Annotated in this window: 22 protein-coding genes; 17 read left to right on the plus strand and 5 right to left on the minus strand. The window is 57.9% G+C overall.

Annotated features, from left to right (window positions below):
* Positions 1 to 33: 33 nt before the first annotated feature.
* On the minus strand, positions 34 to 756 hold the full coding sequence (gene flgA, locus BLP45_RS03180) for a flagellar basal body P-ring formation chaperone FlgA (RefSeq protein WP_090369698.1): 723 nt from the start codon (positions 754 to 756) through the stop codon (positions 34 to 36).
* 345 nt (positions 757 to 1,101) lie between these two features.
* On the opposite strand from flgA, the gene flgB reads away from it, so the two are divergent.
* The 13 genes from flgB to BLP45_RS03245 all read left to right on the plus strand — a co-directional run bounded on the left by flgB (position 1,102) and on the right by BLP45_RS03245 (position 14,509).
* The gene (gene flgB, locus BLP45_RS03185) at positions 1,102 to 1,500 is read left to right on the plus strand and encodes a flagellar basal body rod protein FlgB (protein WP_090369700.1); all 399 of its coding nucleotides are present in this window, start codon (positions 1,102 to 1,104) and stop codon (positions 1,498 to 1,500) included.
* A gap of 13 nt (positions 1,501 to 1,513) precedes the next feature.
* The gene (flgC, locus tag BLP45_RS03190; RefSeq protein ID WP_090369702.1) at positions 1,514 to 1,939 is read left to right on the plus strand and encodes a flagellar basal body rod protein FlgC; all 426 of its coding nucleotides are present in this window, start codon (positions 1,514 to 1,516) and stop codon (positions 1,937 to 1,939) included.
* Between the two features lie 10 nt (positions 1,940 to 1,949).
* Positions 1,950 to 2,618 (plus strand): flagellar hook assembly protein FlgD, encoded by a 669-nt coding sequence (gene flgD, locus BLP45_RS03195; RefSeq protein ID WP_090369704.1) that lies wholly within the window; start codon positions 1,950 to 1,952, stop codon positions 2,616 to 2,618.
* Between the two features lie 71 nt (positions 2,619 to 2,689).
* Positions 2,690 to 3,913, plus strand: a complete 1,224-nt coding sequence (gene flgE / locus BLP45_RS03200; RefSeq protein ID WP_090369707.1) for a flagellar hook protein FlgE — start codon at positions 2,690 to 2,692, stop codon at positions 3,911 to 3,913.
* A 70-nt stretch (positions 3,914 to 3,983) separates the two neighbouring features.
* On the plus strand, positions 3,984 to 4,733 hold the full coding sequence (flgF, locus tag BLP45_RS03205) for a flagellar basal-body rod protein FlgF (RefSeq protein ID WP_090369709.1): 750 nt from the start codon (positions 3,984 to 3,986) through the stop codon (positions 4,731 to 4,733).
* Positions 4,734 to 4,925: 192 nt separating this feature from the next.
* Entirely contained in the window at positions 4,926 to 5,708 is a 783-nt protein-coding gene (flgG, locus tag BLP45_RS03210) for a flagellar basal-body rod protein FlgG (protein ID WP_090369711.1), read from the plus strand.
* Between the two features lie 99 nt (positions 5,709 to 5,807).
* A complete protein-coding gene (locus BLP45_RS03215; RefSeq protein WP_090369713.1) occupies positions 5,808 to 6,488 on the plus strand; it encodes a flagellar basal body L-ring protein FlgH in 681 nt (226 codons plus the stop codon).
* Between the two features lie 20 nt (positions 6,489 to 6,508).
* Positions 6,509 to 7,633 (plus strand): flagellar basal body P-ring protein FlgI, encoded by a 1,125-nt coding sequence (locus BLP45_RS03220; protein ID WP_090369715.1) that lies wholly within the window; start codon positions 6,509 to 6,511, stop codon positions 7,631 to 7,633.
* Positions 7,634 to 7,751: 118 nt separating this feature from the next.
* Positions 7,752 to 8,747, plus strand: a complete 996-nt coding sequence (gene flgJ, locus BLP45_RS03225) for a flagellar assembly peptidoglycan hydrolase FlgJ (RefSeq protein WP_090369717.1) — start codon at positions 7,752 to 7,754, stop codon at positions 8,745 to 8,747.
* Positions 8,748 to 8,893: 146 nt separating this feature from the next.
* On the plus strand, positions 8,894 to 10,804 hold the full coding sequence (gene flgK / locus BLP45_RS03230) for a flagellar hook-associated protein FlgK (RefSeq protein WP_090369719.1): 1,911 nt from the start codon (positions 8,894 to 8,896) through the stop codon (positions 10,802 to 10,804).
* Between the two features lie 175 nt (positions 10,805 to 10,979).
* The gene (flgL, locus tag BLP45_RS03235) at positions 10,980 to 11,915 is read left to right on the plus strand and encodes a flagellar hook-associated protein FlgL (RefSeq protein ID WP_090369721.1); all 936 of its coding nucleotides are present in this window, start codon (positions 10,980 to 10,982) and stop codon (positions 11,913 to 11,915) included.
* 423 nt (positions 11,916 to 12,338) lie between these two features.
* Entirely contained in the window at positions 12,339 to 13,886 is a 1,548-nt protein-coding gene (locus BLP45_RS03240) for a PAS domain-containing sensor histidine kinase (protein WP_090369722.1), read from the plus strand.
* Positions 13,883 to 14,509 (plus strand): response regulator, encoded by a 627-nt coding sequence (locus BLP45_RS03245; protein WP_090369724.1) that lies wholly within the window; start codon positions 13,883 to 13,885, stop codon positions 14,507 to 14,509. The genes BLP45_RS03240 and BLP45_RS03245 overlap by 4 nt, the downstream gene beginning before the upstream one ends.
* Positions 14,510 to 14,637: 128 nt before the next feature.
* Here the strand turns inward: BLP45_RS03245 and BLP45_RS03250 are convergent, their stop codons facing one another.
* From BLP45_RS03250 to BLP45_RS03260, 4 genes are all read right to left on the minus strand, one after another.
* Positions 14,638 to 15,789, minus strand: a complete 1,152-nt coding sequence (locus BLP45_RS03250) for an HAF repeat-containing PEP-CTERM protein (RefSeq protein WP_090369725.1) — start codon at positions 15,787 to 15,789, stop codon at positions 14,638 to 14,640.
* 223 nt (positions 15,790 to 16,012) lie between these two features.
* A complete protein-coding gene (locus tag BLP45_RS14540) occupies positions 16,013 to 16,183 on the minus strand; it encodes a hypothetical protein (protein WP_176754641.1) in 171 nt (56 codons plus the stop codon).
* A gap of 143 nt (positions 16,184 to 16,326) precedes the next feature.
* Positions 16,327 to 16,833 carry a hypothetical protein gene (locus BLP45_RS03255; protein WP_090369727.1) on the minus strand — a complete coding sequence of 169 codons (507 nt, stop codon included), beginning with the start codon at positions 16,831 to 16,833 and terminating at the stop codon, positions 16,327 to 16,329.
* A 55-nt stretch (positions 16,834 to 16,888) separates the two neighbouring features.
* Positions 16,889 to 17,251, minus strand: a complete 363-nt coding sequence (locus BLP45_RS03260; RefSeq protein WP_090369729.1) for a response regulator — start codon at positions 17,249 to 17,251, stop codon at positions 16,889 to 16,891.
* Between the two features lie 512 nt (positions 17,252 to 17,763).
* Between BLP45_RS03260 and BLP45_RS03265 the strand changes: the two genes are divergently transcribed.
* The 4 genes from BLP45_RS03265 (at position 17,764) to BLP45_RS03280 (ending at position 21,255) form a co-directional block, all read left to right on the plus strand.
* A complete protein-coding gene (locus BLP45_RS03265) occupies positions 17,764 to 18,300 on the plus strand; it encodes a hypothetical protein (RefSeq protein WP_090369731.1) in 537 nt (178 codons plus the stop codon).
* A gap of 19 nt (positions 18,301 to 18,319) precedes the next feature.
* Positions 18,320 to 18,685 (plus strand): response regulator, encoded by a 366-nt coding sequence (locus BLP45_RS03270; RefSeq protein WP_090369732.1) that lies wholly within the window; start codon positions 18,320 to 18,322, stop codon positions 18,683 to 18,685.
* 5 nt (positions 18,686 to 18,690) lie between these two features.
* Entirely contained in the window at positions 18,691 to 20,676 is a 1,986-nt protein-coding gene (locus BLP45_RS03275; RefSeq protein ID WP_256327655.1) for a chemotaxis protein CheW, read from the plus strand.
* A 69-nt stretch (positions 20,677 to 20,745) separates the two neighbouring features.
* On the plus strand, positions 20,746 to 21,255 hold the full coding sequence (locus tag BLP45_RS03280; protein ID WP_090369736.1) for a chemotaxis protein CheW: 510 nt from the start codon (positions 20,746 to 20,748) through the stop codon (positions 21,253 to 21,255).
* Positions 21,256 to 21,280: the final 25 nt, after the last annotated feature.

Raw genomic sequence — 21,280 nt, forward strand, 5'->3', positions numbered from 1 at the left:
ATTCCCGCTTTCGCGGGAAAGACGTGCAGATTATCAATAACTCACTTCCACTATTGCGCCAGCGCGAGCGGTCCCGCTCACGACCAGCCCCGACACACTGCGAACCTGTACCGTTTGCCCCTCGGCCGCATTGGCGAGCGCTTTGCCTTCCGCGCTGATGCTGAATCCGCGTCCGCTCGAAACAAGCTTCACGTTCTGGTTCTGTATCACCGCAGCCCGTGTGCGCAGCATATCCTGGCGCAATGGGCTGCCGAAAGGAATGCTGCCGGCCATTGCCCTGCCGACAGCCTCGCGGGGATCAGTGACGATTCCGGGCGGGAGTTGGGTCAGGTCTCCCCGACGAGCAGCCAAGTCCGCGGCGGTGAGTACCTGGCCCTGAACCAGCGGCCTGGCGCTGACGACATAATCCGCTACCACCTTCACGCTTGCGCGTACGTAAACAGTCCATGGGTGCGGAACCGCACAACGCACCATCACGGTTGTGTTGCCCCATGCGCGGCTGCCGGGCGGCAGCGTCGGCTCAAGTGCAGCGCAGGAAGGGAGATTGAGCCGTCCATCGATTTCGCCAAGCGTGATCTCGGCCTGGCCGGGCAGGCCAGCCGACTGCGTATGTAAAAAGTTCGTGACAGCTTCCTGGATAAGACGTGGGTCCTGTTTTCCGTTTGCCGTCGCCAACGCCGACGCAAATGCGGGACCGGAAAAAAGCGCAATCAGGCTCATGCCGAATGACAGCAGCCGCAGATACGAAATGGACATGACGAATTCCTCTAACGATGTCTCCCGGATCGGGATGAGCCGAGGGTGACGGCAATTCTAGTCCGGCGGCGCCTTTGGCAACCGCGAGAAATGAGGCAGGTTTTGTCCGTTATTCATGGAATTGCCCTCATGCAGCCCCGTTATCATGCTGTTGTCACCCTGATGATTGGAGAAGATGCGGCAAGCCAATGCGCCTTGTCCAGGGAGCGGGACAGGGCAGGAACTTCAAAGCCCGAAATGAAGGGATTTTATCCCGCTACTCTGTGTTTTGGGTGTCGCCGTCATGTAATACGATGGCTCATACGTGTACTAACGGCAAGAAATACCATTGCTTGAGGAGCAATCATGATCGACAAACTTGATTCAACGTTCCGTTTTTACCAGGACGCCGCCAATTTGCGGGCCCATCGGCAGCAATTGATCGCCTCCAATATCGCCAACGCGGATACGCCGAAGTACAAGGCGCGCGACATTAACTTCAGCAGCGCGCTAGAGGGCGCATTGGCCGGCAGCGGGGCCGTCACGCTGGCCACCAGCGTGCCGAATCACATTGCTCCGCCCGCCAGCACGACGCCTGCCGCGCCATTACTGTACCGCACCGCCGTACAGGGAAGTGTTGACGGCAACACGGTCGATATGGACATCGAGCGCAGCCAGTTTGCCGATAACGCAATCCATTACGAAGCCAACCTCACATTTGTCAGCAACCAGATCAGGATGATGCTGGCCGCTATTCAGGGTTAAGGAGAAACGCACTATGTCACTTTTCAGTATATTCACTGTCGCCGGATCCGCCATGACGGCCCAGAATCAGCGTCTCAACGTGGTCGCGAGCAACCTGGCCAATGCTGACAGTGCGATGAGCTCCAACGGCGAGCCTTACAAGGCCAAGCAGGTCATATTCATGAGCACCCAGCCGGAAGCCGGTATCCACGCCAGTGGTGCCAACGGTACTCACGGGGTGAAGGTGGCCTCGGTGATCGAGGACCAGTCCCCGATGAAGATGGTCTACGAGCCCAGCCACCCAATGGCAAACAAGGAAGGTTTTTTGACCATGCCCAATGTGAATGTCGTGGAAGAGATGGTCGATATGATTTCCGCCTCACGTTCGTATCAGAACAACGTGGATATGATGAACACAGCGAAGACTCTGCTGCTGAAGACTTTAACCATCGGACAATAAGGAAATTGCAATGAGCTCTATTCGGGAAGCCGGACCTGCTTCAAACCTGTTTGCAGCGTATAACGCCAAAACTGCCGCCAAGCCGGGCGCGGACGATCCCCAGGACCGGTTCCTCACGCTGCTGGTCACGCAGATGAAGAATCAGGATCCCCTTAACCCCCTGGATAACGCCCAGGTGACTTCACAGCTCGCGCAAATCAGTACCGTAAACGGCATCGAGAAACTGAACGCCACCATGGAAGCCATGTCGAGCGGCTTTAACGCCGGACAGTCTATGCAGGCGGCTGGCATGATCGGGCACAGCGTATTGATACCCGGTTCGACGTTGCACCTGGCCGGTGGCAGCGGTGTGTTCGGAATTGATCTGGCGAAGCCTGCGGATCAGGTGAAGGTGACAATCCACGACACTTCGGGCCGCGCGGTTCAGGTCATGGATCTGGGGGCGCAGGCGGCCGGCTCCCTGACCCTGGAGTGGGACGGCAGGACCAACGATGGAGCCCAGGCGGCTGAAGGCGGCTATACCGTGAGTGTCAGCGCCCTGCGCGGCGACCAGAAGGTTGACGCGCAAACGCTTGCTTTTGGCACCGTCCATGGGGTCTCCCAAGGTAGCCAGGGCGTTCAGCTGAACGTCGGTACCCTGGGATCGGTGGGAATTGCGGACGTCAGGCAGATTTTTTAAGTAGAAGTTATCAAATATTTTCGTCTCCAATCCATTTTTACCGAGAGAGACGCTTACCCAAGGAGTGCATGATGAGTTTCCAGCAAGGCTTAAGCGGTCTGAATGCGGCATCCAAGAACCTGGATGTAATCGGCAACAACGTTGCCAATACCAATACAGTGGGTTTCAAGCAGTCGCAGGCGCAATTTGCCGATGTGTTCGCCAACTCGCTTTCGGGCAGCGGTGGCAATCAGGCCGGCATCGGCGTGAAAGTGGCCGATATTGCTCAGCAGTTCAGCCAGGGCAGCATTACGGCCTCCAACAACTCGCTCGACGTTGCGATCAATGGCAGCGGCTTTTATCGCCTCAGCGATCAGGGCGTCATCAGTTACTCGCGCAACGGCCAATTCCATCCGGACAAGGACGGGTACATTGTCTCCAGTACCGGCTTGCGCCTCACCGGCTATTCGGCGAACGCCACCGGCCAGATTACCGCGGGCTCACCAACCGATCTGCGGATTTCCTCGGCTGATCTGCCGCCGCAGGCAACGACCCTGGTGAGTACTGTGCTTAACCTGGACTCGCGTGAGACGGCTCCGCTTCCGGCCCCTTTCGATTTCACCGACCCAACCACTTATCACAGTTTTGCCTCCATGCCGATCCACGACAGCCTGGGCAACTCGAGTACCGTGTCGACCTATTTCGTCAAGACGGCGGCGAATACCTGGGATGTGTTCGCCTCCAGTGAAGGCGTTCTGCTCAACGGCGGGGCGGCGTTTGGCCCGCTGACGTTTCTGTCCAACGGCAGTCTTGATCCGGCAGGCATTTCAACATTCCCTGTGACGAAAACCGTGACTACCGGCGCGACGGACCCTATGGTCTTCGATCTGGATTTTACGGGCACTACACAGTTCGGCTCCAGCTTCGGCGTCAACACGCTGACTGAGGATGGCTATGCGTCCGGCCGGCTTATCGGTTTTGACATCGGCCCCGATGGCATGCTACAGGGCAGCTACTCGAGCGGCAAGTTTTTAACCCTGGGCCAGGTCGTTTTGGCCAATTTCGCCAATCCACAGGGTCTCCAGTTACGCGGCAATAACACCTGGGCGGAGAGCACGACTTCCGGCGCTCCCCTCGTCGGCGCACCGCAAAGCGGCGGCCTTGGCATATTGCAATCCGGCGCGGTTGAAGACTCGAACGTGGAGCTGACCTCCGAGCTGGTCAATATGATTACAGCCCAGCGGGTTTACCAGGCTAACGCCCAGACCATCAAGACGCAGGACCAGTTGTTACAGACATTAGTGAATCTGAGGTGATGAAATAACGGAAATGGCTGATAGATAATCCACTCCCATTTCCGCTATCAATCGAGTACAGGAGTTAAAAATGGACCGCATGATCTACACCGCCATGACCGGCGCCAAGCATACGATGGGGCAGCAAGCCGCAATGGCGAACAACCTGGCGAATGCGAACACGACCGGTTATCGTGCCGAAACCAGTGCTCTGCGCGCGGTGCCGGTGTTCAGCGAGGCAATGGCGACGCGGGCGTTCGTGGTGGATTCGAGTGCCGGCGCCGATTTTCGTCCAGGCACCACCCAGCAAACCGGGCGCGATCTCGATGTGGCAGTGCGCGGACCGGGCTGGATCGCCGTGCGGCTGGAAGATGGCAGCGAAGCGTATACCCGCAATGGCGACCTGCACGTCAGCGCCAATGGCATCTTGCAGACGCGTAATGGCATGAACATCCAGGGTGAAGAGGGGCTGATCACGATCCCCCCGAACTCGACCATCACAATTGCAAAGGATGGTACCGTTTCCACCGTTCCCGTTCGGCCGGGTTCGAATGAATCGAATGTCACGCTGGTTGCCGGCCGCATCAAACTGGTCGATCCGCCCGAAGCGCAGCTCACGCGCGGTCCGGACGGCCTGTTTCGGCTCGCCAACGGCAAGGCGGCGGATGCGGATGCAAATGTCACGCTCATCGGCAGCGCCTTGGAAGGCAGTAATGTCAATGTAGTCGAGGCGCTGGTCGACATGATCTCCCTCTCCCGCCAGTACGAAATGCACATGAAGCTGCTGGAAAACGCCAAAGGCAACGCGCAACGCGCGAGCGCCCTGCTTAGTATGAGCTGATGGATAAGCCACGCGCCGTAAGAATGCCGAACCCGGAGAAAGGCGGAAAGAACGAGGAATTGGCCCCTCTATTCCAAGCGTTGATTTCGGTCACCCGAGATATGATGAATGATGGGTTGCGCTTTGCTCCACCCCGTTCTACCCAAGGCTAGTAAAGATTAACCAGCACAGATTTATTTTCAGGAGATTTATATGATCCGCTCGCTTTGGATTTCCAAGACCGGTCTGGACGCGCAGCAGACCCAGATGGACGTGATTGCCAACAACCTGGCAAATGTCAGCACCAACGGATTCAAGCGCTCGCGCGCTGTGTTCGAGGATCTGCTGTATCAGACCTTGCGCCAGCCTGGGGCCCAGTCCTCCCAGCAGACGCAATTGCCGTCCGGTCTGCAGATCGGTACCGGTGTAAGGCCCGTTGCCACCGAGCGCGTATTTACCCAGGGCAATTTGCAGCAGACCGGGAATTCAAAGGATGTGGCGATTCAGGGCCGGGGATTCTTCCAGGTGCTGATGCCGGATGGCACCACCGCCTACACCCGGGATGGCTCGTTTCAGTCCGATGCCCAGGGGCAGATGGTAACGTCCAGCGGTTATCAGATTCAGCCGAACATTACCATTCCCGTTGATGCGCTAAGCATCACCATAGGCCGCGACGGCACCGTTTCCGTTACGCAGCCCGGTACTGCCGTCCCGGTTGAAGTGGGCTCGCTGCAACTGGCCACGTTCATCAACCCCGTGGGCTTGCAAAGCGTCGGGGAAAACCTTTTTGTGGAAACCGCCTCCAGCGGCCCCCCCAACTTCAATACTCCCGGTGTCGATGGCGCCGGCCTGCTCAATCAGGGATATGTGGAAACCTCCAACGTTAACGTGGTGGAGGAGCTGGTCAACATGATCCAGACCCAGCGCGCTTATGAGATCAACAGCAAGTCCATCCAGACGTCCGATCAGATGCTTCAGCGCCTGTCGCAAATGTAACAAGCAAAGATGAGAATGACAGTGAGACAAGCAATGCACCGGAAGTACGTCGGGTATCAGGGGGCGAAAGGCAGCCTGAGGACACCGGACCTTTCACCGATGCGAAGCGGGCGGCCGGCGGCATTCATGATGTTTATGGCAGCCATGCTGCTCACGCTCTCCGGCTGTGTCAGCCTGCCGGCCCCGGCGCCGATCGTGCTGCAGCCGATGTCGGCCCGCACCACGCGGGAGGGGGTGCCACCCGCCAATGGCGCCATCTACCAGGCGACAACTTACCACCGGCCGCTATTCGAGGATCGCCGCGCGCGTCAGGTAGGTGACACGCTGGTGATCTTCCTCAACGAGAGAACCAACGCAAGCAAGAAGTCAAACAGTAGCGCCAACAAGAACGGCGGCGTGAATTTTGCTGTTCCTCCGGCGATATTTGGCGTGCCCATCACGAAGAATGTGGATCTGGGGGCATCATCTTCCAATGAATTCGAGGGCAAAGGCGAGGCGGCTTCCAACAACAATTTTACCGGAACGATCACCGTCACCGTGCTTGAAGTCCTGCCCAATGGCAACCTGGTAGTGAGCGGCGAAAAACAGCTGGCCATGACTCAGGGTACCGAGTACATCCGTTTCTCAGGCGTGGTTCGGCCTGAAACCGTGATCAACAACACGGTATCATCGATCCAGGTGGCGGATGCGCGCATTGAGTACAAGGCCAATGGCTACATTGACGAGGCGCAGACGATGGGTTGGCTCTCGCGCTTTTTTCTAACGGTCTCGCCGTTCTAAGAGTCTGGGAGATGCCGAAAATGCCTTGCATCGCAATTCTTAAGCATGTCTGCCTGGCGCTTTCCGCGCTATGGCTGGGATTCTGCACCATCGCCGCTCCCGCGCAAGCCGAACGCATCAAGGACCTCGCTTCGATCCAGGGAGTGCGGGCCAATCAGTTGATTGGATACGGCTTGGTAGTGGGGCTGGATGGCACCGGCGACCAGACCATCCAGACACCGTTCACCATACAAACGTTGACCAGCATGCTGATGCAACTGGGCATCAATCTGCCGCCGGGCACCAACCCGCGGCTGAGGAATGTGGCCGCGGTAATGGTCACCGCCACACTGCCTTCCTTCGCCCAGCCAGGCCAGATCATCGATGTCACCGTATCCAGCATGGGCAACGCCAGAAGCCTGCGCGGCGGCACTTTACTGATGACACCGCTCAAGGGAGCCGACGGACAGGTCTACGGGATGGCCCAGGGCAATTTGCTGGTGGGCGGTTTCGGCGCCGCCGCCAGCGGCAGCCAGGTGCAGGTCAACCATATGAACGTCGGCCGCATTACCGGTGGCGGGACCATCGAGCGCGCCGTGCCCGTCGCTCTGGGTCAGGACAACACTGTTCGGCTCGAGCTCAACAACACCGACTTTTCCAACACCAAGCGGATCGTGGACGCAATCAACGGACAGTTCGGCGAGGGCACCGCCGCAGCCTTGGATGGCCGGGCGATCCAGGTGCGCACGCCGGAGGGCGGCAACCAGCGCGTCGCATTTCTCGCGGAAGTGGAAAGCCTGAACATCAAACCGGTGCCGGCCAACGCCAAGGTGATTGTCAACAGCCGTACAGGTTCGGTGGTCATGAATCAGGCCGCAACGGTTGATGCCTGCGCGGTTGCCCACGGCAACCTCTCGGTCGTCATCAGCACCGAACCGGTAATCAGCCAGCCCGGACCGTTTTCCACCGGGCAGACGGTGCAGGCACAACGTTCCACCATCGAGATCAAGCAGGAGTCCGGCATGCTTACAATGGTCGAAGGCGCTTCGCTGGCCGAAGTGGTGAAGGCATTAAATGCGATCGGTGCGACACCGCAAGATTTGCTGGCGATTCTGCAGGCGATGAAGTCGGCCGGGGCGCTGCGGGCGGAGCTGGAGGTCATCTGATCCTGATGCGGCAACCATACCTCATGTTTTAGTTTACGAGAATGATCTATCATATGGTTTCTACGTATTTACTTGCTATCTTCCCAGCTAGTTCGCCACAACTTCCGGACTTAGGATAATGGTGACGTCGGCTGATCTTTCCGGTCAATTTGCTCTTGATGTGCAGGCAGTCAATGGCTTGCGGACCGAGGCAAAAAAAAACGGCCGGGCCGGACTTGAAGCCGCCGCCAAGCAGTTCGAGGCGCTGTTCATGAACATGATGCTGAAGAGGATGCGCGAGGCCACGTCCCAGGACAGCCTGCTGGACAGCGACCAGAGCCGCCTTTACATTTCGATGCTCGATCAGCAATTGTCGCAGAGCATGGCCTCCCGGGGGATCGGCTTGGCGGATGTGATGGTGCGGCAACTGAGCCACGGATTATCCGCGGACTTGCCCCAGGAAGCCACCGCTTCAGATCCACTCCCGCTTCCCGCGCAATCCTCAGCCGAAGTTTTGCCGCCGGCGCCACCGCAGGCCGGCGCATGCCAGCCGGAGCCGGTACAACCGAGCGCCCCCATGAATCCGCCACGGCAACAGCCGCCGCAGGCGAGCCCCGTCGCGCCGCCGCAAGCGCCGCAAACGGGCGCATCTCTATCCAGGCCGCAATCGCAGGTAGCCGAGTTTCAGGCCAGGTTAATGCCGCACGCACGTGAGGCCAGCCAGGCGACGGGCATACCGGCCCAGTTCATGCTTGGGCAGGCGGCGCTGGAGAGTGGATGGGGCAAACGCGAGATCCGGGGGGCGGACGGCACGCCCAGTCATAACCTGTTCGGCGTGAAGGCCGGCAGCAACTGGAAGGGGCCGGTAGTGGAAACGGTGACGACCGAGTATGTTAATGGCGTCGCCCAAAAGAGCGTTGAAAGATTCCGTGCTTATGACTCCTATGCGGATGCTTTCCGCGATTACGCCAATCTGTTGCGCGGCAACCCCCGCTACGCCGGCGTGATGGCACAGGTGGCACACGGTCTGAATGCGGACGGCTTCGCACATGGCTTGCAGCGGGCAGGCTACGCCACCGATCCCAACTATGCGGATAAGTTGAGCCGGATCATCAAGACCACACAGTGGTCCTGATCGCAGTGGTTGAAAAATGCCGCTGCCCAACGCCGTATTGCGGCGCCCGCGAATTGCTTGTTTGCGCTTCCCGTGTGGCGCTAAATATTTTCTGCTCGCAGCCGTTACACTGGGTATGGCGATGAGTTTGGTTAGGGGAACATTACATGGGTAGCGGTATTTTTGGTATCGGACTCAGCGCGCTCGGCGCGGCACAGAGGGGATTGCTTGTTACCGGCCATAATGTCAGTAACGCAGCCACCCCCGGCTATACCCGCCAGCAAACAATTCAGTCGACCAACCCGGCGCAGGCCACGGGCAATGGGTTCATTGGCCAGGGTGTCCAGCTGGATACGGTGAGCCGCGCGTACAACCAGTTCCTGGTCAGCCAGGTGACGCAGGCGAAAACCGAATCAAGCCAGCTCGATACGTATTTTTCCCAGATGCAGCAGATCGACCGGCTGCTGACAGACCCGAGCGGCCGTCTTGGCCTCGCGCCCGCGCTACAGGACTTTTTCGGGGGGCTGCAAGACGTCGCCACCAACCCATCGGAAGTTACCTCCCGCCAATCAATGCTGTCCGGCGCGGAAGTGCTGGTACGGCGTTTCCAGTCGCTGGACGGCCGTCTCGATGAGATTCAGGAAGGGGTGAATACCCAGATTACGAACAGTATTTCGCTGATTAATACCCTCGCGTCGCAGATCGGCAAGCTGAACGAAACCATCAGCCTAGCCGAGAGCGTTGCCCGGGGCCAGCCGGCGAATGATCTTCGGGACCAGCGCGACGAATTGGTGGCGCAGCTTAGCCATGAGGTCCGTGCCAATGTCGTCGAGCAGAGCGATGGCGCATACAGCATCTTCATTGGCTCCGGCCAGCCTCTGGTGGTCGGCACACAGGTTTTTCAGCTCGCCGCCACCGCATCGCCGACCGATGCGCAACGCATCGAGGTAACATTTGTTACCGACGGCGTTAATGTGCCGATGAGGGAGTCGAGTCTCGATGGCGGAAAACTGGGCGGGCTGCTGCAATTCCGCAGCGAATCGCTCGACGCAGCCCGCAACGGCCTGGGACGCGTCGCCATCGGGCTGGCCGGCACTTTCAATGAACAACACCGGCTGGGGCAGGATATGCTGGGTAATCCGGGCGGCGATTTTTTTACCGTCCCGGAACCATCGGTGACGGCTTCCACGCGAAATATCGGCAGCGCGGTCATCGCCGCCGATATTACCGGCTTCAGTTCCCTCACCGCCAGTGACTATAGCCTGCGCTACGATGGCGCCAATTACACCTTCACCCGGCTATCCGACGGAGTCGCGCAGACCTTCGCGTCATTTCCGCAAACTGTGGATGGCGTCAGCTTGAGCTTGGCATCCGGCACCATTGCCATGGGAGACGAATTCCTGGTTCGTCCCACCCTGAATGGCGCCGCTCAAATCGCAGTCGCCATTCAGGATACCAGCCTGGTTGCAGCCGCCGCGCCGATCCGTACTGATGCGCCCCTCGCCAATACCGGTACCGGCCGCATCAGCGCCGGGTCGGTCAACGCACCGCCCCCCCCGGATCCTGACCTGAAAGAGCCGGTAACCCTTACCTTCACCAGCGCCACCACTTTCGATGTGAGCGGCATCGGGACTGGCAATCCGTCCGGTGTTACATTCACGCCCGGGGGCGCAATCAGCTACAACGGATGGACCGTGCAAATCACCGGGTCGCCCCAACCGGGGGATACGTTCAGTATCGGTCCCAATACCAATGGCGTGGGCGATAACCGCAACGCTTTGCTGCTGGGAGCCATGCAGAGCAGCAAGACCCTGGCCGGTGGCACGGCAAGTTACCAAGACGCTTATGGCAAGGTGGTCAGCCTCATGGGAAATAAAACCCGCGAACTGGAAGTGACCAGCGCGGCCCAGGCTAATCTGCTGAGCCAGACACAGGCCTTGCAGCAATCCGAGTCAGGCGTCAACCTGGATGAGGAAGCGGCGAATTTGCTGCGCTACCAGCAGGCCTACCAGGCAGCCAGCAAGATCATACAGACGGCCAGCCTGATGTTCGACACACTGCTTGAATTGGGCAGATAGGTAGCAGGATAAATAGAAAGGAGCAGCTACGCGACAGCTCGCGTAGGATGGGTGCAGCGAAGCGTAACCCATCAAACTCCTGGCACGATTTGCGGCCGGTGAGATGGAAATAACCAGATGATGGGTTGCGCTGTGCTCCACCCATCCTACGAAAATCGTACAAGGAGGAGTAATCATGCGCATCAGCAGTAATACCAGCTATGAATTAGGCATCGCCGCCCTCCATCGCCAGCAGGCCGCGCAGATCAAGACCCTGGAACAGATGAGCACCGGCCAGCGCATGCTCACGCCCTCGGAGAATCCCGCAGCGTACGTCCGGGCACTTGAAGTCTCCCAGGCCGATGCTGGCAATACGCAGTATGCTCTAAACCGGCAGACTGCCATGAGCAACCTCGGAATGCTGGAAGGAACTCTCGGGAACGTAACGAACCTGGTGCAGAATGCGCAGGAACTTGCCGTGTACGCGGGTAACGGCACGCTTACCGACAGCGGCCGCGACGCTATTGCCACCGAATTGCGCGGCAACCTGGAGGAACTGGTGGCGCTTGCCAATCGTACCGACGCCAACGGGCAATACCTGTTTTCCGGTTTCCAGGGATCGACCAGGCCTTTCGTGGATACGGGTACCGGCGTGCAGTATTTTGGCGACGATGGGCAGCGGCTGGTGCAGGCCAGCGCGTCGCGCCAGCTCGCGGTGAACGAATCGGGACGGAACGTATTCGAGCGTATTCCGGCTTCCGGAGGCGGTTACCAGAGCCTGTTCAAGACGCTTTCCGACCTGATTGACGTTCTCGAAACGCCGGTGACAACCGACGCCGACAAGGCCGCGCTTGCCAGCAGCCTGAGCGCCGCGCAGAGTAATTTATCCAACTCGCTGGACAACGTGCTGCAAGTTCGCTCAGCAGTGGGCACGCGCATGAATGAAGTGGATACGCTCAACGACGCCGGCGATGACTTAACCATTCAGTACAAGCAGCAGCTTTCCGATTTGCGGGATGTCGATTATGCCAAGGCCATCAGTGACCTGACGCAACAGCAAGCCTACCTGGAGGCGACGCAGAAGGCGTTTCTGAAGGTACAGGGGTTGTCGCTGTTTGATTATATTCGGTGAGGATTTGCTGATTTAATCTTCAGTGTCGAATTCTCCGTTGTTTCCAGGCGCCATGAATTGAGCGATATATAAGTAATAGCGTTGGGACAGGATTCTATTTCATTCCGTTAGAATTTTTTGGCGGATATGATAGGATTCCATAACGATAAAATCGAAAGTTCGATTCCCTCCGTCTCTACAGCAGCACCCCACGAAGTTGTCATGCTGTTTAAAACTCGGTAAAGCACGCCATTGTTTGGTCAGACTGAATTCCGGATCGAGTCCGGAATGACGAAATTCCTACTATTTTCTCGCTGGATCAATAGATAACAGGGATTCGGAAGCTGTGTTGTTTGCTTACCAGTTGAACACGACTCTCAAGTTTGTTGTTGACATCGGCGAAGTCTCGATTACCTTGTATGCATCGAAACCGAGAATCAAAAAATGAACGCTAGCGCTTACGCCTTTTTTAACGTCGATGCCGCGCTGTACCTGCTCGATGCCGAGACGCTCAGGTGCGAATATGCCAATGTAGCGGCCCAGCGCGATCTCCAATACTCGATGGCCGAATTGTGCGACCTCATGCCGTTTGACGGCGAGCCAGGCTTCTCCGCGGAGGATTTCGCGCCTCTGCTGGGATCGCTGCGCGCGGGCGAAAGGCAGGAAGTGGAGGGTAAAACATGCTTCAGGCGCAAGGATGGCTCTGTCTTCCCGGTGGCGGTGCGCCTACATTTGTGGCGAGGCGCGGGAAAATCGGTTCTTATTATTGTTGCCAACGACATCAGCGCATCGGCGGAACGAGAGGAGAAGCGAGAGGACGCAGGAGAGAAACCAGCGCAGGCGGGGGAGGGGGAAATTTTCTCGCATGCCATCGTCTCCAATCCCGCCGGCATGGTATTCCAGTACGTGCAGTGTGACGATGGCCGCTACAGCATGCCGTTTGTCGGTGATCAGTGCGTCAACGTGCTCGGCATTGCGGTTGAGACGTTGCAGGCGAATCCCGGCTTGCTCCTGGATCTTGTTCTGGCGGAAGACCGGGAGAGCCTGCGCCAATCCAGGGCCCTGTCAGCAGAGAGTCTGAGCAAATGGAACTGGGAAGGCCGCCTGTGGATCGAGGCATACCGCGATGTAAAGTGGGTGAGCCTGCGGGCCAGTCCCCGCCGTGAGAAGGATGTTGGCGTGATATGGGAAGGCATCATGCTCAACATTACCCAAAGCAGGCGCAGGGAGACTGAACTCCTGGAATCCCATGAGCGATTGAGGGAAGTATCATCGCACGTCATGGCGGCAAGAGAGCACGAGCGTATCCGGATCGCCCAGGAGATCCACGATGATCTCGGCGGCAACCTGACAGCGATCAAGATCGACCTCGACTGGCTGGCGCGCCATATTGATGGCGGCGGGGGTGGTGATGGCCGTGATACTACCGGCAATGCGATGTTGCTGGCGAAGGTCCATACTATCGACCAGGTGGTCGACCGTACCATCGATTCGATACGGCGGATGTCCCGCGATCTGCGCCCCGGCATCATGGATTTCGGCATTGTTGCGGCAATCGAATGGGAGGCGAAGGAATTCAGCAAGCGTCTCGGCATTCCCTGCGAGATTGCATGTGCCCAGCAGGATATCGACCTGAAGCAGGATGTGGCGGTTGCCGTATTCCGGATTTTTCTGGAAGCCTTGACCAATATTGCCAAGCATGCCCGTGCCTCGCGCGTGTGGGTCCGGCTGGAGGAAGTGCAGGGGCGGCTGGAGCTGGAAGTGCGCGATGACGGCGGCGGTATCATGGCGGGAGACACCGCGAAGCGCGGTTCTTTCGGCATTCGCGGCATGGTCGAACGCGCGGGTCTCCTCGACGGCAAGCTGACCATCAGCGGTGAGCGAAAAGAGGACAGGCAGGGAAAAAGGGGAACCACGGTGCACTTGTCGATTCCACTCGCGGGAGGGGCGGCAGATCCGGCTGATGCCCAATCGGCCGCGCAGCGGTCATGAGAATTCTGATCGTCGACGACCACGCCATTGTCCGCCAGGGCTTGAGGCAGATCCTGACGGAAAGCGATGGGGCCATTGTGATCAAGGAAGCGGATTGCGGCGCGGAAGCCATCCGTCAGATACGCGAGGGCGTGTGGGATGTGGTAGTGCTGGATATATCGCTACCCGACAGGAACGGCATCGATACTCTGAAGCAGATCAAGAAAGAGTATCCAAAAATTCCTGTACTCATGCTCAGCATGCACGAAGAAGGTTTATACGCGATCCGGGCGCTCAAGGCCGGTGCGTCCGGCTATATTACGAAGCAGAGTGCGCCGGGAGAGCTAATGGCCGCGATTCATCAGGTGGCCAGGGGACGAAAGTATCTCACCGCGACACTGGCCGAGGCGATGGCGGATAGCCTTGGCACCAATTATGAGCAGCCGCTTCACGAGACCTTGTCCGACCGGGAGTACCAGACCCTGTGCTTGATCGCTTCGGGCAAAAGTCTCACCGATGTGGCGGAGGAAATGTGTCTATCCGTAAAGACCGTCAGTGTCTATCGTGGACGGCTCCTGGAAAAGATGAAGCTCAAGAACAATGCTGAATTGACTCACTACGCCATTAAAAATGGCCTGGTCTGAGCGGGAGCATTCCTGCGTTCAATGAAGCTGAATCGGAGCATTACTGCGCAGCAGGGGTCCTCGTAGCGCGTCAATGGGCATCGTAATGCGGAATGATGGAATCAAATCGGCGCTGGCGTACAAGAAACTTACGCGACTTGCTTTTTGCTGCGCGCCATGAAACCGACCAGACCCAAGCCGGCCAACATCAGGGCGTAGGACGCGGGTTCGGGGATAGTGGAAACGCTAGCGGTAGCGATTACCTGTCCCTCATTATTGATCCCCTGAGCATTGTGTAGATAGCGCCCATTTGGGAAATCCACAATCGAATTAAGATCGATCATCCCCATGCCGTTGGGACCGGTGATGAAGGCGTGCTCAGAAAAATCGGCGGTCTCGGAATCTCCCACCACCCATCCGGCATCGTTGATGCCGTAAGCGATGCTGTCAGACCCGCCCAGCGTACCGAGGTCCGTCATCCCCATGCCGTCGGGACCGGTGATGAAGGCGTGACGGGAACCATCTGCGGTCTCGGAATATCCCACCACCTGTCCGGAATCATTAATGCCGATGGCGACGCTGTCAGACCCGCCCAGCGTGCCAAGATCGGTCATCCCCATGCCGTTGGGACCGGTGATGAAGGCGTGGGAAGAACCATCTCCGGTACTACTTTGTCCCACCACCTGTCCGGAATCGTTGATGCCGCGAGCGGTGCTGCTACGCCCGCCCAGCGTGCCGAGCTCAGTCATCCCCATGCCGTCGGGATCAGTGATGAAGGCGTGCTGAGAAAAATCTACGTTCTCGTAAGATCCCGCTACCTGTCCAGAGTCGTTAATGCTGTGAGCGATGCTGAAAGGCCCGCCCGGTGTGCCAAGATCGGTCATTCCCATGCCATCGGGACCGGTGACGAAGGTGTGCTGAGAAAAATCTCCGGTCTCGGAATATCCCACCACCTGTCCGGAATCGTTGACGCCAAAAGCGTCGCTGTAGCTGTCAGACCCGCCTAGCGTGCCAAGATCGGTCATTCCCATGCCATCGGGGCCGGTAATGAAGGCGTGAACGGAGGAATTATATCCATATGCGGTGTGACCCCATCCTACCACCTGTCCGGAATCGTTGATGCCGCGAGCTTCGCCGGAAGGCCCGCCCAGCGAGCCAAGATATGTCACCTCGCCGCCAGGATTCACGATGACTGGGTCTGGACCGGCTTGGGCGAAGGCCGGAGACGCAATGCCAATACTCACGCCAAGGGCTGTCGCAAGGATTAAGCCGCGGGTTCCAAAGGTGCGGATTACTTTCATGGGAGAGCGCTCCTGTAAGAGATTAAGGATCGTCTGATCAACCTATACCTGGTCACGGTAAAAGTAAATAGTACTTCTACTTCTGATTTATCGGCGTTGGCAGAATTGTGATTCGCTCTGGTTTTGCGGACCAAGCACGTAAACATTACCGGGGGTAAGCGCCGTGCAGGTATGTTGCGATGAAGAAACGTTATACGGAAAGCCGGATATCCAAGATCTATACTTATCGAGCAACCGCAGCTTCGTTGCTGACTTTGCGTACCGGCAGTGATTGCATTGAACCCAGATAATCCATCAGGCAGCTCTCCGCGCCTACGCGAGTGCTGGCGGTCAGTTTGCGGCCATTTTCGCCGCTTGCCCGGCGTCCATAAACCAGGCTATGGGCTTCTCTCAATCGGCAAAGCTGTCTTGCAACTGCCTTGCCATCATCTCACGTGCTAATGGATTATCTGGGTTGAAAACGAAAGTCCAGCCTACTGTCCGCAAAGCTGGCAGCCTGCCGGATTTAAAGGCAATCAGCTGCAAAAGCTCAATTCTTCAAGTCCGGCCAGCTGCCAGGATCGCGAGCCTGCCGGAACGATATCCGGCGATGTCGATCTCCAAATCGAGCCGCCCGAGAGGTTTGGCGAGCACAGCTTTTACCTCCCCAGGAACATTGGCGCAATACAAACTGCGAAAAATGACTCTGGGCGCGCCGTTCTGCGGAAATACGGCCGCCAGTACATTGAATACCTCGTACAGGTTCTCGGTCAGTATTTCATCGAGGCATTTTTCCTTGACGCATTCGTCCACCCGCGCTGCCGGCACCATCACAAGTGCCGCTCCCAGGCTTCCGCCTACCGCCAGATCGCAGCAGACCACTACCCGCAGGCTTTCACATTCCCCGAAATACGCTCCAACAGCCTGGGTGCCGGGCACCATGGGCTTGGCTGGCACGACCTTCGCCGTCACCGCTCGTCCAATCAATTCGCCGAGCATGCTGGCCACGGCGTTTGCGGGAGGTAGCCGTACTGACAAGTTTGCGGAAATTGGTGATGCTAGCATTTCAATTCCTCGTTTGATGGTGGCGATACTCGCCACCGAGGTTAGTTGTGTCTAGTCAATCAATGAATGGGTCGAGGGTCTCTCTGAACGTATCCTGGTTAAACGGCTTGGCGATCAAAAACAGGGCGCCTTCCACGTTGGATAGCATGCGCATCTCCCGAGTGGATTCCGACGTGACGAAGCCGAATTTCACCTTGCAGCCTGCGGCCCTGATTCCCTTGAGAAGATCAATGCCCGAAAGCTTCGGCATGTTCCAGTCGGAAAGCACAAGGTCCGGCGGATTGGCTGTAATGGCTGCGAGCGCTTCCTCGCCATCGCCCGCTTCCAGGAACGTGTGATCGCGGAAACCGGCGAGCCGGAGAGTTCGTATCACGATCATTCGCATCGCCTTGCTGTCGTCCACAACCATAATTTGCATAATATCTCCCTCTTCCAAGGCCTGTGTTGATCATCCTGCGCATTCATACCGCGTGCCCAAATGGTCCGCATAAGAGGCCGGCTCGCTTCAATTGGATACCTTAACGGCGGGCAGTGGCGCAACTTGAGTGCAATGTCCTAAATCGGGTATTCCAGGCACCCGAACCGAGACGACTGGAAGCCCGTACGGATACTCGGACTGAATGGCGCTAAGACCCCGAAATACGCGAGGAAACCGATTCTTATTTCCAGATTGGCGGCCGACACATCGTGGCACTATCGCTGTCATTGGGTGATAGCGCATACGGTTCGAGCATATCAATACGTGTTACGTGTCATACAGCCGCTACAACGGGGTGGTAATGGGCGGTATCGGTATTTCGGCGGATCTGTCGGTGGCTGGAGAGACTGCACTGCACAATCGGACCCGTCTTCAAGTTCCCCGGGAATTAGCCGTAAAGCAAACGATGGTATTGGAATCGCTGCCGGACCACCGTGCTATAGGAGTTTTAAGTGGGGAAAGACTACGACGCCGCCGCCGCGGCCAACGTGCGGTCATTCGTGTTGCGATATATGGAAGCGCATGGCGCGGAGACGCAATGCGTGCGTATCGAACTCGATCAGCTCCAAACAATACTGGGCGAGGCGGTGGTTCGCCTGACATCAAGCTTCGAGACAATCGGCGCCTATTCAACCCGCGCCACGCGGCGGACGGTGAACGACTGCGTTGACGATGGAGAGACCATTCCTGTCGCCGCGCTTAGCGCTATTGGCGCGAATCAGCGGGATCCAGCCATGCTTACCGGGGGTATCGAAAGCAGCGTCAACGAGGCGATAACAGCGCTACAGTTTTACGATATTGCGTCTCAGATTCTCGCGCACGCGGGAAGGCGAATCGAACTTCTCGAGCGAATGGCCGGGCAGCTCGGGCAATTACCCGACACCACGGTCGAGGAACTGGATCATGTACTAAGGAACGCCTGTGCCGCCCGGGGCCATAACCCGGCCGGGCAGACTTTTATGTCAGTCGGCGCAATGGAGTTTTTCTGACGCCCAAGGAGTAAAAAGAATGGCAAAGACGATACTTGCCGTGGACGACTCAGTTTCGATCCGGAAAATGGTCCTGTTCACGCTAAGACGCGGCGGCTACGACGTAGTCGAAGCCGTGGACGGTCAGGACGGGTTGGAGAAAGCGCTCAAATACCAGGTGAACCTCGTGCTCACCGATCAGAACATGCCCCGCATGGACGGACTCACGCTTATCCATTCGCTGCGCGAGTTGACGAATTATCACGCGGTGCCCATCCTCATGCTCACCACCGAGTCGAGCGACGAAATGAAGTCGAAGGGGCGTGCCGTCGGCGCAACCGGATGGCTGGTGAAGCCCTTCGACCCGAGCCGGCTGCTCGACGTGGTACGAAAGGTAATTGGATAGCCGCCGTGGACGATCTCTCCGAATTTCATGATGTGTTCTTCGACGAGGCTACCGAACACCTCGATGGCATGGAGTCGTTGCTGCTCAGCATCGATGTGAACGCACCCGACACGGAGCAACTGAATCCCATCTTTCGCGCTGCCCATTCGATCAAGGGAGGAGCGGCGATGTTCGGCTTCCAGGACATCACCGAGCTGACACACGAGATGGAAACGGTATTTGACCGGGTGCGTAAAGGACAGATGCCGCTGTCCAAAGATCTGGTGGATGTCTTCCTCATTTCCGGAGATTTGCTGAGGGCGATGTTGGCAGTGCGCAAGGATGATGGTGACGAAGTGCCTCAAGAAGATGTCACTGCCCTTTGCGTGAGGCTGCGGCTGTTCCTGGAACCGGAGGCCGTTGCCGATGAGATTTCCGTGACGGTGGCCGCGCATCAGGTCAAGGTCAGCAGCAGTGATGCCGTCCAGGCAGCATCGGCAGCGCCCCCGCCGTCGTCTTTAGCGAAGGGGAAGAGCAGCGCCGCAGTGCCGGAAGCAACGGTCAAGCGACGTAAAACAAAAAAGGGCGTCGAGAAAAGTTTATCAGCCGTTGCCGCTGAGATTTCCACCATCGCACCCGCCGATCAGGTCAAGGTGAGCGGCAATGAAGCCGTACCGTCGTCATTGACTTCACCGTCCGCGGTAGAGGAGAAAAATGATTTCGGCCTTTTCGTTGATCCCGCGACGCTTCCGGCAAACCTGCCCGAAGCTGCCGCAATGAGACCGGGCGACATAAAGATCGACGAATTGAAGGGCGTGACCAAGGCCGAAGCAACCCACAGCGCCACCGATGCTTCGTCCATTCGCGTCAGCGTGCAGAAGGTGGACCAACTGATCAACCTGGTCGGAGAACTCGTCATTACCCAGGCGATTCTCGCGGAGGCGGCGTCCCGGGCCGATCCGAAGCTCTACCAGGCGTTGTCCCAGCTTGAGCGCAATACCCGCGATTTGCAGGAATCCGCGATGTCGATCCGGATGCTGCCGATGTCGTTCGTATTCGGGCGCTTTCCGCGCGTGGTTCGCGATCTTGCCGACAAGCTCAACAAACAGGTGGAATTGAAAACCGAGGGCGAGGGGACCGAGCTCGACAAGGGCTTGATCGAACGCATCGTGGATCCGCTTACGCACCTTGTGCGCAATAGCCTCGACCACGGCATCGAACTGCCCGCGGTACGGCAGGCCGCGGGCAAACCGGCAAAGGGAACGATCACGCTGCGCGCATTTCATCGTGGCGGAAATGTCATGGTCGAAGTCAGTGACGATGGTGCAGGGCTCAACCGGGAGCGCTTGCTTTCGAGGGCTCGCGAGCGTGGCGCAAGCGTATCCGATTCGATGAGCGACCAGGAAGTTTTCCAGCTGATTTTCGAGGCAGGCTTCTCGACCGCGGAGAAAATCACCGACGTCTCCGGACGCGGCGTCGGCATGGATGTCGTGCGCCGTAATATCCGCGAGATGGGCGGCAATGTCGAGATCAGCTCGAACCTGGGCGCGGGAACCTGCATTTCAATCCGCTTGCCGCTGACACTCGCCATTCTCGACGGCATGTCGGTGGCAGTGGGCAAGGAAGTGTTCATCATTCCCCTGACTTATATCATCGAATCGTTGCGGCCAACGGCTGCCGATGTCAAGGCCGTTAGCGGTAAAGGCAAGGTGGTCCGGGTGCGCGGCGAATACCTGCCGTTGATCTCGCTGCATGAAGTATTCAACCTGCGGCCCGACGCGCCTGAGGTGCACGAGGGCATGGTGGTAATTCTCGAAAGCGAGGGGCGCAAGACGGCGATGTTCGTCGATGCGCTGGTGGGCCAGCATCAAGTCGTCATCAAAAGTCTGGAGCGCAACTTTCGGAGGGCACAAAGCGTATCGGGAGCCACCATCATGGGCGATGGCAGGGTGGCGCTGATACTTGACGTCGCGGAGCTCGTGGGCACCACCGCAGGCGCAACGGCGAAATAATACGCCAAGGGTTCCTGAACGCTTGTCAATTTAACCGTAAGACTATTACCAACGACTGGAGTATGAGAAATGTCGCAACCGCTAAACCCAATCCCCGTCAACCCATCCGCCGCACACGCCGGCCGGATAGCCAATGAATTTCTCACCTTTCGGCTGGGCAAGGAAGAATACGGTATCGAGATACTGAAGGTGCAGGAAATCCGCGGCTACGATGCCATTACCCGCATTGCCAACGTGCCCGAGTTCATCAAGGGGGTCGTCAACCTGCGGGGCATTATCGTGCCGATTATCGACCTGCGCATTAAATTCAATCTCGGCACGGTCGAATACAACCAGTTCACGGTGGTGATTATCCTGAACGTATCGGGACGCGTGATGGGAATCGTGGTCGACGGCGTTTCCGACGTGATTACGCTCGCCGCCGAGCAGGTCAGACCTGCGCCGGACTTTGCCGCCGATCTCGACACCGAATACATCATCGGCTTGGGAACAGTCGATGAACGCATGCTTATCCTGATGGATATCGAGGCGCTTATGTGCAGTGCTGAAATCGGCCTGACCGGCCCTGATATTCATTAACAGATCTCATTCAAATTTTTCCGGG

Source organism: Nitrosospira sp. Nl5 (genome assembly GCF_900102495.1).
Lineage (GTDB): Bacteria > Pseudomonadota > Gammaproteobacteria > Burkholderiales > Nitrosomonadaceae > Nitrosospira.

What these genes read in the sequence shown, in the direction of transcription:
- flgA (WP_090369698.1), bottom strand. Translation starts at nt 756, where the DNA reads ATGTCCATTTCGTATCTGCGGCTGCTGTCATTCGGCATGAGCCTGATT.
- flgB (WP_090369700.1), top strand. Translation starts at nt 1,102, where the DNA reads ATGATCGACAAACTTGATTCAACGTTCCGTTTTTACCAGGACGCCGCC.
- flgC (WP_090369702.1), top strand. Translation starts at nt 1,514, where the DNA reads ATGTCACTTTTCAGTATATTCACTGTCGCCGGATCCGCCATGACGGCC.
- flgD (WP_090369704.1), top strand. Translation starts at nt 1,950, where the DNA reads ATGAGCTCTATTCGGGAAGCCGGACCTGCTTCAAACCTGTTTGCAGCG.
- flgE (WP_090369707.1), top strand. Translation starts at nt 2,690, where the DNA reads ATGAGTTTCCAGCAAGGCTTAAGCGGTCTGAATGCGGCATCCAAGAAC.
- flgF (WP_090369709.1), top strand. Translation starts at nt 3,984, where the DNA reads ATGGACCGCATGATCTACACCGCCATGACCGGCGCCAAGCATACGATG.
- flgG (WP_090369711.1), top strand. Translation starts at nt 4,926, where the DNA reads ATGATCCGCTCGCTTTGGATTTCCAAGACCGGTCTGGACGCGCAGCAG.
- BLP45_RS03215 (WP_090369713.1), top strand. Translation starts at nt 5,808, where the DNA reads ATGCGAAGCGGGCGGCCGGCGGCATTCATGATGTTTATGGCAGCCATG.
- BLP45_RS03220 (WP_090369715.1), top strand. Translation starts at nt 6,509, where the DNA reads ATGCCTTGCATCGCAATTCTTAAGCATGTCTGCCTGGCGCTTTCCGCG.
- flgJ (WP_090369717.1), top strand. Translation starts at nt 7,752, where the DNA reads ATGGTGACGTCGGCTGATCTTTCCGGTCAATTTGCTCTTGATGTGCAG.
- flgK (WP_090369719.1), top strand. Translation starts at nt 8,894, where the DNA reads ATGGGTAGCGGTATTTTTGGTATCGGACTCAGCGCGCTCGGCGCGGCA.
- flgL (WP_090369721.1), top strand. Translation starts at nt 10,980, where the DNA reads ATGCGCATCAGCAGTAATACCAGCTATGAATTAGGCATCGCCGCCCTC.
- BLP45_RS03240 (WP_090369722.1), top strand. Translation starts at nt 12,339, where the DNA reads ATGAACGCTAGCGCTTACGCCTTTTTTAACGTCGATGCCGCGCTGTAC.
- BLP45_RS03245 (WP_090369724.1), top strand. Translation starts at nt 13,883, where the DNA reads ATGAGAATTCTGATCGTCGACGACCACGCCATTGTCCGCCAGGGCTTG.
- BLP45_RS03250 (WP_090369725.1), bottom strand. Translation starts at nt 15,789, where the DNA reads ATGAAAGTAATCCGCACCTTTGGAACCCGCGGCTTAATCCTTGCGACA.
- BLP45_RS03255 (WP_090369727.1), bottom strand. Translation starts at nt 16,833, where the DNA reads ATGCTAGCATCACCAATTTCCGCAAACTTGTCAGTACGGCTACCTCCC.
- BLP45_RS03260 (WP_090369729.1), bottom strand. Translation starts at nt 17,251, where the DNA reads ATGCAAATTATGGTTGTGGACGACAGCAAGGCGATGCGAATGATCGTG.
- BLP45_RS03270 (WP_090369732.1), top strand. Translation starts at nt 18,320, where the DNA reads ATGGCAAAGACGATACTTGCCGTGGACGACTCAGTTTCGATCCGGAAA.
- BLP45_RS03280 (WP_090369736.1), top strand. Translation starts at nt 20,746, where the DNA reads ATGTCGCAACCGCTAAACCCAATCCCCGTCAACCCATCCGCCGCACAC.